Below are 15,109 nucleotides of genomic sequence, written 5' to 3'. Positions count from 1 at the left end.
ATTATTGATAGTAATTCGCATTTAGATTAACATGCGGGCTCGCGTTTATCGGGAGCCCTCCATGCCGGCCTTTTTCGACGTTTCCAACCTTCAGGTCCGCCTTGGCCAGACCCCCATCCTGCACGGCCTGGACCTGACGTTCCGCCAGGGCGAGGTCACCGCCCTGCTCGGCCACAACGGCTCGGGCAAATCCACCCTGCTCAAGGTGCTGGGCCGCCATCAGCGCGCCACCGCGGGTAACGTCCGGCTGCAGTCGCAGCCCCTGGACCGCCTGAGCGCCCGCCAGTTTGCCCGCATCGTCGGCTATCTGCCCCAGCACCCGCCCGCCACCGACGGCCTGACCGTGCGCGAGCTGGTAGGCCTGGGGCGTTACCCGTGGCGCGGACCGCTGGCCCGCTATCGCTCTGACGATCACCATCGCATTGACCGGGCCATCGCCGATACCGGGCTGACCGCCTTTGCGGACCGGTCCGTGGATACCCTGTCCGGCGGCGAACGCCAGCGCGCCTGGATTGCCCTGCTGCTGGCCCAGCAGACCCAGTGCCTGCTGCTGGACGAGCCGATCTCTGCCCTCGATGTAAAACATCAGGTGGAGACCCTGCGCCTGGTCCGGGACCTGGCTGGCCGACACAACCTGACGGTGATTGTGGTTCTGCACGACGTGGATCTGGCCGCCCGTTTCTGCGACCGGCTGGTAGCCCTGAAGGAGGGCCGGGTGGTGGCGGATGGCAGCGCCCGGGAAATCATGAACGGTCCGACGCTTGAGGCGATTTTCAGCGTACGCATGGGGGTGATGGAGCGAGCGCCCCGGCAGTGGATTTCCTATGTGCACTGACCGGAGCCTTGCTTGGCCGAGACCGTTGGCCGCCCTCATGGTGACGCTCATTGCCGCGCTGCTCGCTGCCCCGGCCGGGGCCCGGGCGGGCGAGCGCTGGCCGGACGGCCCACGACAGTGGACCCACGAGGCCGGCACCCTTACCCTGAGCGCACCACCGACACGCATCGTGGCCCTGAACTGGGCTGCCACCGAGGCGCTGCTGTTGCTGGGCATTACCCCGGTGGGCGTGGCGGACCGGGACGGCTACGGCACTTGGGTGCAGGCCCCGGGCCTGCCGGACGCCGGCGTGGCCAACGTGGGCAGCCGATCGGCCCCCAGCCTGGAAGCGATAGCCGAGCTCAAGCCAGACCTGATCGTCACCAGCGCGGAATTGGCCCCGGCGGCCAGCCAGCTTGCGGCGCTGGCCCCGACCTACGTGATCAGCCTGTACACCCCGGGGGCGGACCCGTTCGAACGGGCCACGCGCCAGCTGCGCACCCTGGCGGACATGACGGGCCGCCGCGCCCGCGCCGAGCGGGTTCTGGCAGAACTGAACGCGACCCTCGATCAGGAGCGGGCGCGCCTGGCGGACGCCGGGCTGGCCGGTATACCGGTGGCGCTGGTCAACTTCCTGGACACCCGCCATGTGCGAATCTACGCCCGGAACGGCCTGTACCAGACGGTGCTGGACCGCCTTGGCCTGGTCAACGCCTGGCAGGCCCCGGGCAACTTCTGGGGCTTCTCGGTGACCGGCCTGGACGCACTCGCCGCTACCCCCGATGCCCGCCTCGCGGTGATTGCCCCCACGCCCCCCGGGCTGGCCGATTCGCTGGCGGAGAGCCCCTTTTGGACCTACCTGCCGTCGGTGCAGAAACACCGGGTCTACCCGGTCGAAGCGACCTGGCCGTTTGGTGGCGTGTACCCGATCCAGAGGCTGGCCCGGGCACTGACCGACGGGCTGCTGGCCGGGGGCGACGATGGTGTCGAGTAACCCCACGGCCGCGCCGGAGGTCCGGAACCTGAAACGCACTGTCCGTAACTCGCCGCTGCGGGCCACCGCCCTGTTCTGGCTGGCGGCCGTCGCGGCCATCACCTTGCCCTGGGCCGGCGACGCGGGCCCTCTGAATCTGCTCCGGGCCTTCTGGACCTTCGACCCGGCGGATTACACCTCCGTGCTGGCCCACTTCAGCTGGGCGCCCCGGGTGACCATGGCCATTCTGGTGGGCGCCGGGCTGGGCCTGGCCGGCGCGGTGACCCAGCAGATTCTGGGCAACCCGCTGGCGTCCCCCTCCACCCTCGGGGTCGCTGCCGGCTGCCAGCTCGGGCTCACTCTGGCCACCTTGTATGCACCCGGTCTGCTGGCAATCAGCGCCGACCTGCCGGCCGTGGCCGGGGGCCTGCTGGCGATTGGCCTGGTGGTGGCGCTGACCGGGCGGCTCGGGTTTTCCCCGGTCAGCGTGATCCTGGCAGGCCTTGTGGTCACCTTCTCCCTCGGCGCGGTGAATATGGCGTTCCTGCTGATCAGGGGCGAATGGCTGGGCAACCTGTTTATCTGGGGCGCCGGGTCACTGGTTCAGAACCAATGGCAGGGCGTGGCCGATCTCTGGCCCCGGCTGCTCCTGCTGGGCGGCCTGATGATCGCGCTGATGCGCCCCCTGCGCCTGCTGCAACTGGGGGACACCAGCGCCCGCGCCCTGGGCGCTCGGGTCGCCGGTGTGCGGGCCCTGGCGCTGGTGCTGGTGGTGGTGCTGACCGCGACCGTGGTCAGCCGGGTGGGGGTGATCGCCTTTGTCGGCCTGGCCGCGCCGGTTCTAGCCCGCCTGTTCGGCGGCCGGACCCTGGGCCAGCGGCTGTTCTGGAGCCCCCTGCTCGGCGGCGGCCTGCTGTTACTGGCGGACGGCCTCGCCCAACTCGCCACGGACCTGGGGCCCGGGTCGCTTGTGCCGGCCGGCACCACCATGGCCCTGATCGGCGGGCCGGTGATTCTTCTGGCCCTGCACAGCCTGCGCAATACCCGGCAACTGCCCGGTCAGCCCGCCAGCCCCGGCGGCCTCTCCGTACGGCGCCGCCCGACCCACTGGGTGGTCGGCGGGCTGGCGCTTTTGTTGCTGGGCACGGTGATCCTGGCCATGGCCTTGGGCCCGGGGCTGGCCGGCTGGCACTGGACCGGACCGACGGACTGGCCAGAAGCCTGGCACTGGCGCGGCCCCCGGTTGCTGGCAGCGGCCCTGGCAGGCGCACTGCTGGGGCTGGCGGGCACACTGATCCAGCGGATGACCGGCAACCCGATGGCCAGCCCGGAAATGCTCGGCATCAGCGGTGGCGCCGCCCTGGCCATGGTGATCGTGGTGTTGCTGGGCGTCGATATCGGACGGACGACTCATTTGCTGGTGGCCACCGCCGGCGCCGCAGGCGCGCTCACCCTGCTGCTGACGCTGGCCCGTCGCCACCGGTTTGCGGGCAACCAGCTCCTGCTGGGCGGCCTGGCGCTGTATGTGTTCATGGACGCCGGCCTGCGGCTGGTGATGACTGCCGGCGGCGTGGCTGCCTCCCGGCTGCTGAGCTGGATGTACGGCGCCACCTGGCTGGTCACCGCCACCGAGGCGCTCGCACTGCTTGGGCTCGCCCTCGCAGCCGCCGTCGCCCTGCTGGCGGTACTGCGCCCCCTCGCCCTGCTGCCCCTGGGCGAGACCACCGCCACCGCCCTCGGGCTGCCCGTGGCGAGGGCCCGCCTTGGGCTGTTGCTGCTGGCCGCCCTGCTGACCGCCGCCGCCACCGTCGTGGTCGGCCCCCTGAGTTTTGTCGGCCTGATTGCGCCCCACCTGGCGCGGGTGCTGGGCCAGCAGACCGTCGGCCGGCAACTGCTGACGGCGGCACTGGCCGGCGCCGTGCTGATGGCCCTGGCGGATTACCTCTCGCGCACGCTGATGTTCCCGACTCAACTGCCCGCCGGGCTTCTGGCGGCCCTGTTGGGGGGTGGCTATTTTCTCTGGGGGCTGACCCGCCATGGCCGCGCCTGATCCGATGATCTGGCCGGCGTCAGCGTGGGCGGATCGCTTCCGGGCTCTGTTGGCGGGCGCCGGGCTGTCCGCCGGGGACGTACTGGACGATGCCCTGGCGGAAACACCGCCGTGGGCGGGCGCGGACGATAACGCGCCTCGGGGGCTCGCCTTGGCGAGTATCCTGGCCCAGCCCGCCCGCTTGGCAGACCACGCCCGGCGCTATCCGGACCCGCTTCCGCCAGAGGATACCCAGGCGCTACGGGCGCGCCTGTCGGTGCTGCATCAGGGGCTATGTCTGCAGGTACTGGCGCCCCTGGTACTCCGTCTGTTCCGGGATGGCCACGCGCCCCAGCCTGATCCGGCCCGTATCCGTCTGGTGCCGTCAGCGGGAGGCGAGCCTGACTGGCGGTTCCACCCCGGCGCCGAACAGCTCGACGAAACCACGTTTGTCCACGCACTGGCCGGCGCAACCCGGGCCTGGTATCCGGTGTTCCGGCGCGCCCTCGGCGTCAGCCCGGGAGCCTACTGGAGCAGCGTGGGCCTGGCCCTTGGCGCGCCCTTTTCGACCGTGTGGAACCGCCTCGATCCGCAGGCACTGTGCCCATTGGCCCAGCAATGGCTGGCCGCCTTTCCCACCGACGCCCATCGCTTCATTGACTGGATACCCGCCACCTTCAGCGGGCGCACGTGTGGCATTCCCCAGCGCCGGGGCTGCTGCCTGAAATTCCGCCTGCCGAACGGGGGCTACTGCGGCACCTGCGGTATCTATCGACGGGAGCGGCTGGCCGCTATCCCACCACCCCGACGTTAAGCATAAACGCCGCCAGGGCCAGTCCCACCGCCAGCGAGGTGGCCAACGCGGCGAGCTTTACCCCTTCCCGGATTTCCTTGTCCACGGCGGTGTGCCTCCATTTTTTCATCCGTTGCTCTGAGTCGGCGGCGCCTTTTACCCGAAGATCACGGGACCGCCGCCGGTCACGATCTATTTATTGTAAATCTAAATCATTATCATTAATATCCCTTTGCGATCATCCCGCCCTGACCGGCACGTTTTTCACTCAAATGGAGACGAGGCAACGCCATGCCCCTAACGACTTCCCAACGACGTTTCGCCACCCCTTGCGCCCGCGCGGCCGTTGCGGCAAGCGTTCTCACCGCCTGCGGCACCCCCCTGAGCGCACTGGCACAGCAAACCCTGGCGCCCCTGGAGGTCACCGGGGATCGCATCGACGACCCATCGGCGCCGGTGGACGGCTACGTGGCCACCCGCAGCCGCGCCGGCACCAAGACCAACACGCCGCTGACGGAAACGCCCCAGGCGATTTCCGTGGTCACCGCCGACCAGATGGACGACCAGGGTGTGACCAGCGTCCAGGAAGCCCTGCGTTACACCGCCGGGGTGGGCGCCGAGCAGTACGGGCTGGACAGCCGCGGCGACTGGCAATCGGTCCGTGGCGGCGATCCGGCGGTGTATCTGGACGGCCTGCAAAAGACCTTTGGCTATTACCAGAGCCCCCGCACCGAGCCGTTCCTGTTGGAGCGCATTGAGGTGGTGCGCGGACCCTCTTCGGTGCTCTATGGCCAGGGCAACGTCGGTGGCATCATCAACCTGGTGAGTAAGCGCCCCCGGGACACAGACAGCACGCGGGTGGAACTGCAGGCTGGCAACCACAACCGCCACCAGGCCGCCATCGACAGCACCGGGCGCCTCAACGACGACGGCAGCCTGCTGTACCGGCTGGTGGCGGTTGGCCGGGACAGCGATACCCAGGTGAACCGGGTTCAGGATGACCGCATCGTGGTGGCACCCTCACTGACCTGGCGGCCGACCGACGCCACCGAGTGGACGCTGATGGCGCTGCGGCAGAAAGACAGCACCGGCACTACGGCCCAGTTCCTGCCCATTGAGGGAACCCTCAAGCCCTCGCCTCATGGCCTGCCCCGGATTCCCACGGACCTGTTCATCAGCGAACCGGACTTTGACCGCTACGACACTGAGGAGGCCGCCGTCACGTCCCTGCTCAGCCACCGGTTGAACGATGTCTGGACGGTGCGCCAGAACCTGCGCTATTCCGAAAGCGACGTGGACTACCGCTCTATCTATCCGATGTTTACCCCGGCGCTCAAGGCCAACGGCGACATCGCCCGGGTGGCCTACGCCAAAGCCTCGGAGCTGGACAGCCTGGCTCTGGACAACCAGGCCGAGGCGCTGTTCAGCACCGGGACCATCGACCACACCCTGCTGCTGGGCTGGGACTACCAGCACGCGGTCAGCGACGGGCGCAGCGCCTACGCCGCCGACATCGGCGACCTGAACGTCTTCAACCCGGTGTACGGCCAGTACACCCGGCTGACCGACGCGGCCTATTCCGAGGTGCCGGAGAACACAGTGATCCAGAGCGGCTTCTACGGCCAGCATCAGATGATCATCAACGAGCGCTGGATCACCGTGCTGGGGCTTCGCCAGGACCGCGCCCGCAACAAGACCGAGGGCGGCACCGCGTTCACCGACCGGGAGGTGACCGGGCGGGTCGGGCTGATGTATCGGTTCGATCACGGCATCACGCCGTTTGTCAGCTATTCCGAGTCGTTCCAGCCGATCACCGGGGTAAACGCCTACGGTGACGCCTGGGAACCGCTGAAAGGCGAGCAGGTGGAACTGGGGGTAAAAGTGCAGCCGGACGGTTCCGACAGCCTGTACACCGCTACGGTGTACGACCTGACCGAGAAAAACCGGCGGGCGCCGGACCCGGCCAACCCGCAGAACCAGATCCAGAACGGCGAAACCCGCGCCCGGGGCCTGGAGCTGGAGGCCAAGGTGGCGATGACGGAGCAGTGGGACCTGATTGCCAACTACGCCTATACGGATACGGAAGTGGTTGAGGGCACTAATGAAGGCGCCCGGCTGGCCACCATTCCGGAGCACACCGCCTCGGTGTGGAGCCAGCACGACCTCTCCGCCCTGGGGGCGCCCGGTCTGCGGGCCGGCGCCGGGGTGCGCTACCTGGGCGCGAGCTGGGACGGCAGTGATCAGCTCAGGGTGCCGTCGGAAACCCTGCTGGACGCCATGTTGGGTTACACCCGTGGCCCCTGGGACCTGGCCCTGAACGTCAGCAACCTGACGGACGAGACATACTACAGCGCCTGCCTGGCCCGGGGCGACTGCTTTATCGGCACCCGCAGAACCATCATCGGCTCGGTCGGCTACCGATTCTGAGGCAGCGCGCCAGGGCAGCCGGGCGGATCAGTGGGGATCGTTGGTTCGCTCGGTTTTCTCGAACTGGGGCAAATCGTCGGTGATCGGGAACCAGTCCGATTTCGAGCCGACATAGACGTGCTGTGCCGCCGATTTGCCAACGGGCTGATCGAGCAGGCCCACCCGAAGGCGGGTGATGCCGGGAATCGCGTCCACCCGGCTGTACAGCGGGCTGCCGCAGCGGTTGCAGAAGGCCCGGTACTTGCCCGGGCTGGATTCAAACTCGGTGATGCGGCCTTCGCGGTCACCCCAGGCCAGGCGAAGGGTCTGCACCGGCGCACTGGCGGAGAAGGCGCTGCCGTGAGCCCGTCGGCACTGCGAACAGTGGCACAAGGCAACCGGACCGAGCGGTCCGTCGTATTCAAGGGTAACGTCGCCGCACAGGCAGTGTCCGGTCAGCATGGCACAGGCTCCTCGGTGTCAGAGACAGGTTTCACGGGTGGGTTCCCGGAACCGTTTTCGGGGACTGGATGGCCAGCACGGTTCAGGGTAACCGGAAACGACGGCATGATACCGGCGCGCCGCTGACAGAACCAGCCGACGGACTTGAAGAACCAACCCGGCGGCACCACTAAGGCAGTACAGACCCGCGAAAGGAGGAATGTATGTCGTTCACCCGTCTTCCGAGCATTGGTATGGGCACGTTTCGTCTCAAGGGCAACGACGCCCGGGACGCGGTCAAGAGCGCCCTGTCCCTGGGCTACCGGCACATTGATACCGCCCAGATGTACGACAACGAGGCCGCCGTGGGCGACGGCATCACGTCCAGCGGAATCCCCCGCCGCGATATTTTCCTCACCACCAAGATCTGGCACGACAAACTGCACGCCAGCGATCTGATCAACAGCCTGCAGGCCAGCCTGGACCGCCTCAAGACCGATCACGTCGACCTGGCGCTGATTCACTGGCCGTCGCCGGACGACGAGGTTCCCATGGCGGAATACCTCGGCGCTCTGAGGGACGCCCAGCGGGAAGGCCTGACCGACCACATAGGCATTTCCAACTTCACCATCGCCCAGATGGACCAGGCCCGGGAGATCCTCGGGGACACGCCGATTTTCACCAATCAGGTGGAAGTCCACCCATTCCTGAGCAACCGGGCGGTGGTTGAGCACGCCCAGAAGCTGGGCATCACGGTGACCGGCTACATGCCGCTGGCGGTGGGCAAGGTAATGGAGGATGAGACCCTCCAGCGCATCGCCGCCGCCCACAATGCAACGCCCGCGCAGGTGGCCATTGCCTGGGTGGCGTCCCGCGGCATTGTCCCGATTCCCTCCTCCACCCGGCCGAGCCACCAGAAAGCCAATCTGGATGCGCTGAAGCTGCGCCTCTCGGACGACGAGATCCAGGCGATCAATGCTCTGGACCGGAACGAGCGGATCGCCAACCCGGGCTTTGCCCCGGCCTGGGACTGACCGGGGCCACCGGTAACCCCATGATTCCAAAAGGGGTTGCCGGACCGGCTTACAGTCGGTCACGAAAACTTAAAGAAAACCATAGCTCTACTGGCATTTTTTAACGTCATGTAGAGCTTTCTGGCATGGCGGAACGCCGCGCCGTGCGCTATGGTTCCAGAACAAGAATCCGAAGGAACGCCCGATTATGGACCGCTTGATCCGGAACCGCTGGCTGGCGCGCGCGACCGCTTCCCTGTTGTTGGGCGCGGGCGTTGTTGTGGGCGCCCTGAACGCGCCGGCCGCCCTCGCCGATGGCAAGGACGACCTGCCCAACGGTCTGTGGAGCCAGCAGATGGCGGCCTACGCCGCCGAATCCCTGCACAGCGACGGCGCTCTGAGCGTGGCGGCGGTGCCGCTGAACGGACCGGGCATCGACCAGTATGTAAACGCTGACGTACCCCGTAGCCCCGGTTCGATCATGAAGTTGGTCACCACCTACGCGGCGCTGGAAGTGCTGGGGCCCACCCATCGCTGGACCACCGATTTCCTGACCGACGGCACCATGGTGGGCGATACCCTCAAGGGCAACCTGTACGTGCGCTTCGGCGGCGACCCGAAGCTGACCATCGAGCGGCTCTGGGACACCCTTCGGGAACTCCGGGACATGGGCATCACCCATATCGATGGGCATCTGGTGCTGGACGGCCAATACTTTCAGTTGCCCGACGGCTTTCCCGCGTTCGAGGACAACGGCAACAACCCCTACGCGCCTTTCCTGGTGGAGCCCTCCGCTTATCTGACCAACCTGAACCTGCTGCAGTTTCAGGTGCGGGCGGACGAGCGCGGCACCCAGGCCTGGAGCACCCCCTCGATTCCGGACGTACGCATCGATAACCGGGTGACCGCCCTGCCCGAGGGCCGCTGCCCGGGCCGCGGCGGGTTTGACTGGACGCCCACCTTTAGCGACGACGGCCAGGTGACCGTGCGGGTGACCGGCGCCCTGCCCAAAGGCTGCCGTAGCACAGCGTATCTCTCGCTGCTGCCCCACGTGCAATACTCCGCCGCGCTGATCCGCTCCGTGCTCAAGGGTGTCGGCGTGGATATCACCGGCGCCAGCCTGACCGGCAACACCCCGGAGGACGCCAGCCTGGTGATGCGCACCACCTCCCCGGACCTGGTCTCCATGGTGCGGGACATCAACAAATGGAGCAGCAACGTGATGGCCCGCCAGCTGCTGCTGACCCTGGGCGCGGAAAACCGCCGGGAAGGTGACGCCGACGACCGCCTGGCCGGCATTCGGGTGATCAAGGAATGGCTGGAAGGCAAGGGCATCAACACCGCCGAACTGGTGATCGATAATGGCGCCGGCCTGAGCCGGGACGCCCGGATCACCGCCCGCCAGCAAGTGCGCATCCTGCAGGCGGCCTGGAACAGCCCCTACGCCGCCGACCTGATGACCTCCATGCCGATCATCGCCATGGACGGCACCATGGCCCGTCGGTTACGCAACTCCGGCCTGGACGGCCAGGGCCGCATCAAAACCGGTTACCTGGAAAACGTTCGCTCCATTGCCGGTTTTGCCCGGGACGAAAACGACACCACCTGGGCGGTGGTGGGCATGGTCAACAACGACCCGGCCTGGAACGGGCAGGCTGTGCTGGACCGGGTGCTCTATTCCCTGCACTTCCGGCCGCCGACCGGCACCACCGTATCCAGGGCCAGCACAGCCACGGGCAGCACCGTGCAGTAGACCCGAATCTCCGGGGCGTCCGTCGGGCGGCCCGGCTCCTACCCTTTTAGATGGTCAGATAGCCCCCATCGGCATTTATACAGGCGCCAGTGGTGTAGCTGGAGGCGCCGGACACCAGGTACAGCACCGTGCCGGCCATTTCGTCCGGTTGGGCTACCCGCTTCATGGGGATGTGGGCCATGGCCTGCTTCTTGATGGCATCGTTGGTGGTCAGCGCGCTGGCGAACTTCGTGTCCGTCAGGCCCGGCAGCAGCGCGTTCACACGGACGTTCTGCTGGCCAAGTTCCATGGCGAAGGAGCGGGTCATGGAGATCACCGCGGCCTTGGTCACCGAGTAGATGCCCTGGAAGTGGCCGGGGTTAACGCCGTTGACGGACGCGACGTTGACGATGGCCCCGCCGCCGTTTTTCTTCATCATCTGCGCGCCACGGGCGCACATGAAGAAATAGCCGCGGATGTTCACGTCCACGGTCTTCTGGAAGGCGCCCAGGTCGGTGTCTTCCACCGGCCCGAAGTAGGGGTTGGCGGCGGCGTTGTTGACCAGAATGTCCAGCTTGCCGTGAGTCTCGGCAATGTGTTCCCACACCGCTTCAATCTGGTCCATTTCGCCGATGTGGCAGGCGTACGCTTCGGCGCTGCCGCCCTCGCTGCGGATGCTGCTGGCAACGGCTTCGCAGCCGTCGATCTTGCGGCTGCTGACAATCACATGTGCCCCGTACTGGGCCAGTGTGCGGGCAATGCTTTCGCCGATGCCCCGGCTGGCGCCGGTCACCAGGGCGACTTTGCCGGTCAGGTCAAACAGGTTGGCCTTGCTCATGAACGTTCTCCTTTCTATCGGAAGGTCACCAGGGCGGGGTCTTCCGCTTCCAGGTGACTGTAATTGTTGAAAACGGCCAGACTGCGGCGCGAGCCGGAATACAGAACCCGGGACACGCTGGTGTTGGCAATCACATTGTTGATCGCCAGGGTCTTGTCATCGGACAGGCCCAGCAGCTGCTTTGTGATCACGGCAATCGGACCGCCGGAGGTGGCCACCAGGGCATCCTGGCCGTCCGCCCGGGCAACGAGCTCGTCCAGCGCCGCCAGCACCCTTGCCTGGAAACCGAGCCAGCTTTCGGTGTAGTCACTGTCGTGATCGCCGCTCGTCCAGCGCACCATGGCGGCCTCATAGGCTTTCTGGAAGGTTCGCGCGGGCTTGCCGGAGGCGGCCAGATCCCGGGCCATGGCGCCCCGATCCGCCCACTCCGGCCGGAACCGCTCCACCACCTGCATATGGTCAAACTCGTCCAGCCCCGGCAGTGTCTGCAGCGCCGGCAGCGGCTGGCCATAGCCCTCTCCAAGGGCCTCCAGCGTTTCCCGGTGCCGCTGCAGACCACCGCCAAACGCCGCTCCGGCAGCGACCTTGCCCGCCAGCCAGCGTCCGAGCACGCGGCCCTGGGCCCAGCCGGTGGGCGAGAGCTGGTCGTAGTTGTCTTTGCCGAAACTGGCCTGGCCGTGGCGAATCAGGTAGATCGTGGCCATCAGAGCCCGCTCTCCCGGATCAACCTCTGGCAGCGCTGCTCCAGATAATTGGCGGCGTGGCCAAAGCCAGCAAAGCGCTTGTCCTTGGTCTGGCCATGGTAAAAGCGGTAGTAGATCTGCTGGATGATCACCGCCAGGCGGAACAGGCCGTAGATCTCGTAGAAGTCGAAGCGGTCGGCGTGGAAGCCGGAGCGTTCCATGTAGTAGGCGACCACCTCCTTGCGGGTCAGCATGCCCGGGCGGTGGGTGGGCTGGCGCCGCAGCATCTGGAAAGGGGCTTCGTCATCTGCCTCAATCCAGTAGGCCAGGGAGTTGCCGAGATCCATGAGCGGGTCGCCGATGGTGGCCATTTCCCAGTCGAGCACGCCGATCACCTCGAACGGGTTGTCCGGGTTGAGCACCACGTTGTCGAAGCGGAAATCGTTGTGGATGACCACCTGGGCCAGGTCCGCCGGCTGGTGGGCGTCGAGCCAGGCCATCACGGTTTCGAAATCGCCAACGTCGTCCGTGCGAGCTTTGCGAAACCGGCTGCTCCAGCCCCCGATCTGACGTTGCACGTAACCGGGGCCCTTGCCCAGGGCGTCCAGGCCCGCGGCTTTCGCGTCTACCCGGTGCAGGTCCACCAGTTTGTCGATCACGTTCAGGCACAGGCGGCGAGTGTCGGCTTCGCTCAGCTCAAACCCGGCGGGAAAATCCTGGCGTAGGATGATGCCCTGCAACCGCTCCATCACGTAGAAATCACACCCCAGCACGCTGTGGTCGTCACAGATGGCGACAATGGATGGCACGTACGGGTAAACCGGCTTCAGCGCCTGCATCACCCGGGCTTCCCGCAGCATGTCGTGGGCGGACTTGGCAATGTGGCCGAACGGCGGCCGGCGCAGCACAAAGGACCGGTCGCCGTAGTCCACCTGATAGGTCAGGTTGGAGGCGCCACCCGGATACTGGCGCAGCGTAGGCTCGCCCGCCAGTCCGTCGATGGCCTGCTTCATGAAGCGGTCAACCGCCGCCACGTCCAGGGCCTCACCCTCGCGGATGTCCACGGCCTGGTCAATCTGTGTCATTCGCTGTCTCCTGTTGTGGGTTGCACGGCGCTCTGTGGGCTATGTCTCAGGCCTCCGCCTTGCCGCCCATCTTGCGCATCCAGCGTTTGCTTTCCTGGTGCATCAGCCAGTCAAAGGCCCAGGGCGCGTGGCGTTTGATCAGCCACAGGCGTTTCTCGCGAACGTGGGGCAGCACCCAGAACTGCTTGTCCTGCACGCTGCGGTAAATGTCGTCGGCGACGTTGTCGGCGGTGACGCTGGAGCGTTTCATCAGCTTGTTGACGTTCTGCTGGATGCCGGGAATGTCCGAGCGCATGGATTGGGTCAGGTTGGTCTGGAAGAAGGCCGGGCATACGCAGCTGACGTGGATGCCGGCGTCCCGCAGTTCCTGGCTGAGGGTTTCGGACAGGGCGATGACGCCGGCCTTGGAGACGTTGTAGCTGTCCATCAGCGGTGCCAGCATCAGCCCGGCCATGGAGGCGATGTTCACGAAGGTGCCGGCGCCCTGCTCTTTGAACAGGGGCGTAAATGCCTTGCAGCCGCGGACCACGCCCAGCACGTTGATGTCGAGGATCCATTCCCAGTCGGTGAGAGTGGTGTCTTCGATGGAGCCGGCGGAGGCGACGCCGGCGTTGTTCACGACGATGTCAACGCCGCCCCACTTGGCCATCAGTTCGTCACGGACCTTTTCGAAATCGGTGATGCGGCGCACGTCGCAGGCCAAAAACAGGCCTTCGCCACCGGCCTGGTTGATTTCTTGCTCAACCGCCGCGCCCTGTTCGGGGTTGATGTCGCCAATGCAGACCCGGGCGCCCTCGCGGGCATACCGGAGCGCGATGGCCCGGCCGAGGCCGGAGGCGCCGCCGGTGATGAAGATGCGTTGTGTCATTTTTTGGATTCTCCCTGGTTGCTGTTTTGACTATGACTCCGTGCATGAGCGGCTCTGGGATGGCGGCGCTCAAGCGTCACATGGACGTGCCGAAGGAGCGGGTTTCAGAAGCCAGACCCCGCCACCGCGTCACCATCCAACCTTACAGGCCATCGAAACCGGCCAACCTCAAACCTTATACTTGCGCAGCTCCAGTCGAGCCACCATCGCCCGGTGAACCTCGTCGGGGCCGTCCGCCAGCCGTAACACTCGAGCATAGGCAAACAGCTGGGTCAACGGGAAGTCGTCGTCGCTGACCCCCGCGCCGCCGTGGATCTGAATGGCCTGATCGACAATGGTCTGCAGCATCTGCGGAATCACCGCCTTGATCATCGACACCTCCTGAAGCGCGCCCAGGATGCCCTTGGTGTCCAGCGCCCAGGCGCATTTCAACGTCAGCAGCCGGGCCTGTTCGATGGCCATGCGGGCGTTGGCGATGATGTCCGGGTTGCCCCCCAGCTTGGCGATGGGCCGGCCAAAGGCCTCCCGGGTCATCGCCCGGCGGATCAGCAGCTCCAGGGTGCGCTCGGCGGCGCCGATGGCCCGCATGCAGTGGTGCACACGGCCCGGGCCCAGGCGGCCCTGGGCGATTTCAAAGCCGCGGCCGGGGCCGGCAATAATCGCCGTCTTGGGCAGGCGGACGTTGTCGAACACCACCTCGCCGTGGCCATAGGGCTCATCGTAGCCGCCAAACACCGGTAGCATCCGTTCGATGGTCACGCCCGGGCTGTCCAGCGGCACCAGGACCATGGAATGGCGGCGGTGTTTGGGGGCCTCCGGGTCGGTCAGGCCCATGAAGATGGCCACCTTGCAGTCCGGGTGGCCAATGCCGGTGCTCCACCATTTGCGGCCATTGAGCACCACCTCGTCCCCCTCCACCGTCGCCGTGGCGGCCATGTTGGTCGCGTCCGAGGAGGCCACGCCGGGCTCGGTCATGCAGAACGCGGAGCGGATTTCGCCCTTCAGCAGCGGCGTCAGCCACTGGGCTTTCTGCTCCTCTGAGCCGTAGTGGATCAGCACTTCCATGTTGCCGGTATCCGGCGCGTTGCAGTTGAAGATTTCCGGCGCAATGAAGCTGCGGCCGGTTTCCTCGGCGATCAGGGCGTAGTCGGAATTGAGCAGGCCAACGCCGTAGGTGTCGTCTGGAAAGAAGAGGTTCCAAAGGCCCTGCTCCCGGGCCTTGGCCTTGAGGTCGCGAATCACCGGCAGCACCACCCAGCGGTTGTCCTGGGCGGCCAGGTCCCGGTGATACTGGGCTTCAATCGGGAAAATCTCGTCCTTCATGAACTGACGGACGCGGGCCAGGTATTCCTGACCTTTTTCGGAGATGGCAAAGTCCATGGTCGGGCTCCAGTCTGGTCCGCCGGCGCTGGCGGAAGGGTCGTTCGTGGGACC

At 66.5% G+C, this 15,109-nt stretch carries 14 protein-coding genes; 7 read left to right on the top strand and 7 right to left on the bottom strand.

Translation table 11 applies throughout. From position 1 onward, the window contains the following. The first annotated feature begins 61 nt into the window (after positions 1 to 61). Genes V3388_RS04580 through V3388_RS04565 form a run of 4 tightly spaced genes read left to right on the top strand, consistent with a single transcriptional unit; the run spans position 62 to position 4,630 of the window. Entirely contained in the window at positions 62 to 835 is a 774-nt protein-coding gene (locus V3388_RS04580) for an ABC transporter ATP-binding protein (protein WP_336366339.1), read from the top strand. A 37-nt stretch (positions 836 to 872) separates the two neighbouring features. Further along, the gene (locus V3388_RS04575; protein ID WP_336366338.1) at positions 873 to 1,808 is read left to right on the top strand and encodes an iron-siderophore ABC transporter substrate-binding protein; all 936 of its coding nucleotides are present in this window, start codon (positions 873 to 875) and stop codon (positions 1,806 to 1,808) included. Further along, positions 1,795 to 3,837 carry a Fe(3+)-hydroxamate ABC transporter permease FhuB gene (gene fhuB / locus V3388_RS04570; RefSeq protein ID WP_336366337.1) on the top strand — a complete coding sequence of 681 codons (2,043 nt, stop codon included), beginning with the start codon at positions 1,795 to 1,797 and terminating at the stop codon, positions 3,835 to 3,837. The genes V3388_RS04575 and fhuB overlap by 14 nt, the downstream gene beginning before the upstream one ends. Beyond that, positions 3,824 to 4,630, top strand: a complete 807-nt coding sequence (locus V3388_RS04565) for a (2Fe-2S)-binding protein (RefSeq protein ID WP_336366336.1) — start codon at positions 3,824 to 3,826, stop codon at positions 4,628 to 4,630. The genes fhuB and V3388_RS04565 overlap by 14 nt, the downstream gene beginning before the upstream one ends. On the opposite strand, the gene V3388_RS04560 is transcribed toward V3388_RS04565, so the two are convergent. Then, positions 4,608 to 4,739 (bottom strand): hypothetical protein, encoded by a 132-nt coding sequence (locus V3388_RS04560; protein WP_336366335.1) that lies wholly within the window; start codon positions 4,737 to 4,739, stop codon positions 4,608 to 4,610. The genes V3388_RS04565 and V3388_RS04560 overlap by 23 nt on opposite strands. Before the next feature lie 161 nt (positions 4,740 to 4,900). On the opposite strand from V3388_RS04560, the gene V3388_RS04555 reads away from it, so the two are divergent. Continuing rightward, positions 4,901 to 7,036 (top strand): TonB-dependent siderophore receptor, encoded by a 2,136-nt coding sequence (locus V3388_RS04555; RefSeq protein ID WP_336366334.1) that lies wholly within the window; start codon positions 4,901 to 4,903, stop codon positions 7,034 to 7,036. A 27-nt stretch (positions 7,037 to 7,063) separates the two neighbouring features. Here the strand turns inward: V3388_RS04555 and V3388_RS04550 are convergent, their stop codons facing one another. Then, positions 7,064 to 7,477, bottom strand: coding sequence for a GFA family protein (locus tag V3388_RS04550; protein ID WP_336366333.1), 414 nt, complete (start codon positions 7,475 to 7,477; stop codon positions 7,064 to 7,066). A 203-nt stretch (positions 7,478 to 7,680) separates the two neighbouring features. On the opposite strand from V3388_RS04550, the gene dkgB reads away from it, so the two are divergent. Both dkgB and dacB read left to right on the top strand, forming a co-directional pair. Continuing rightward, entirely contained in the window at positions 7,681 to 8,490 is an 810-nt protein-coding gene (dkgB, locus tag V3388_RS04545) for a 2,5-didehydrogluconate reductase DkgB (protein ID WP_336366332.1), read from the top strand. A 187-nt stretch (positions 8,491 to 8,677) separates the two neighbouring features. Then, on the top strand, positions 8,678 to 10,222 hold the full coding sequence (gene dacB / locus V3388_RS04540) for a D-alanyl-D-alanine carboxypeptidase/D-alanyl-D-alanine endopeptidase (RefSeq protein WP_336366331.1): 1,545 nt from the start codon (positions 8,678 to 8,680) through the stop codon (positions 10,220 to 10,222). 46 nt (positions 10,223 to 10,268) lie between these two features. Here dacB and V3388_RS04535 read toward each other — a convergent pair whose 3' ends face one another. The 5 genes from V3388_RS04535 to V3388_RS04515 form a co-directional block, all read right to left on the bottom strand. Beyond that, a complete protein-coding gene (locus V3388_RS04535) occupies positions 10,269 to 11,039 on the bottom strand; it encodes an SDR family oxidoreductase (protein WP_336366330.1) in 771 nt (256 codons plus the stop codon). A gap of 14 nt (positions 11,040 to 11,053) precedes the next feature. Next, positions 11,054 to 11,743 carry a histidine phosphatase family protein gene (locus V3388_RS04530; protein ID WP_336366329.1) on the bottom strand — a complete coding sequence of 230 codons (690 nt, stop codon included), beginning with the start codon at positions 11,741 to 11,743 and terminating at the stop codon, positions 11,054 to 11,056. After that, complete coding sequence (locus V3388_RS04525; RefSeq protein ID WP_336366328.1) at positions 11,743 to 12,807, bottom strand: phosphotransferase family protein; 1,065 nt, start codon at positions 12,805 to 12,807, stop codon at positions 11,743 to 11,745. Before V3388_RS04525 ends, V3388_RS04530 begins: the two co-directional genes overlap by 1 nt. Before the next feature lie 46 nt (positions 12,808 to 12,853). Next, complete coding sequence (locus V3388_RS04520; RefSeq protein WP_336366327.1) at positions 12,854 to 13,675, bottom strand: SDR family oxidoreductase; 822 nt, start codon at positions 13,673 to 13,675, stop codon at positions 12,854 to 12,856. Between the two features lie 168 nt (positions 13,676 to 13,843). Then, the gene (locus V3388_RS04515; RefSeq protein WP_336366326.1) at positions 13,844 to 15,055 is read right to left on the bottom strand and encodes an acyl-CoA dehydrogenase family protein; all 1,212 of its coding nucleotides are present in this window, start codon (positions 15,053 to 15,055) and stop codon (positions 13,844 to 13,846) included. Positions 15,056 to 15,109: the final 54 nt, after the last annotated feature.

The organism is Marinobacter sp. C2H3 (assembly GCF_037080155.1).
In the GTDB taxonomy this organism is placed as follows: Bacteria; Pseudomonadota; Gammaproteobacteria; order Pseudomonadales; family Oleiphilaceae; genus Marinobacter.
The sequence above is the reverse complement of the archived record's forward strand: the minus strand, read 5'-3'. Positions and strand labels throughout refer to the sequence as shown.

Coding starts and splice junctions, on each gene's coding strand:
- V3388_RS04580 (WP_336366339.1), top strand. CDS start 62: ATGCCGGCCTTTTTCGACGTTTCCAACCTTCAGGTCCGCCTTGGCCAG.
- V3388_RS04575 (WP_336366338.1), top strand. CDS start 873: ATGGTGACGCTCATTGCCGCGCTGCTCGCTGCCCCGGCCGGGGCCCGG.
- fhuB (WP_336366337.1), top strand. CDS start 1,795: ATGGTGTCGAGTAACCCCACGGCCGCGCCGGAGGTCCGGAACCTGAAA.
- V3388_RS04565 (WP_336366336.1), top strand. CDS start 3,824: ATGGCCGCGCCTGATCCGATGATCTGGCCGGCGTCAGCGTGGGCGGAT.
- V3388_RS04560 (WP_336366335.1), bottom strand. CDS start 4,739: ATGAAAAAATGGAGGCACACCGCCGTGGACAAGGAAATCCGGGAAGGG.
- V3388_RS04555 (WP_336366334.1), top strand. CDS start 4,901: ATGCCCCTAACGACTTCCCAACGACGTTTCGCCACCCCTTGCGCCCGC.
- V3388_RS04550 (WP_336366333.1), bottom strand. CDS start 7,477: ATGCTGACCGGACACTGCCTGTGCGGCGACGTTACCCTTGAATACGAC.
- dkgB (WP_336366332.1), top strand. CDS start 7,681: ATGTCGTTCACCCGTCTTCCGAGCATTGGTATGGGCACGTTTCGTCTC.
- dacB (WP_336366331.1), top strand. CDS start 8,678: ATGGACCGCTTGATCCGGAACCGCTGGCTGGCGCGCGCGACCGCTTCC.
- V3388_RS04535 (WP_336366330.1), bottom strand. CDS start 11,039: ATGAGCAAGGCCAACCTGTTTGACCTGACCGGCAAAGTCGCCCTGGTG.
- V3388_RS04530 (WP_336366329.1), bottom strand. CDS start 11,743: ATGGCCACGATCTACCTGATTCGCCACGGCCAGGCCAGTTTCGGCAAA.
- V3388_RS04525 (WP_336366328.1), bottom strand. CDS start 12,807: ATGACACAGATTGACCAGGCCGTGGACATCCGCGAGGGTGAGGCCCTG.
- V3388_RS04520 (WP_336366327.1), bottom strand. CDS start 13,675: ATGACACAACGCATCTTCATCACCGGCGGCGCCTCCGGCCTCGGCCGG.
- V3388_RS04515 (WP_336366326.1), bottom strand. CDS start 15,055: ATGGACTTTGCCATCTCCGAAAAAGGTCAGGAATACCTGGCCCGCGTC.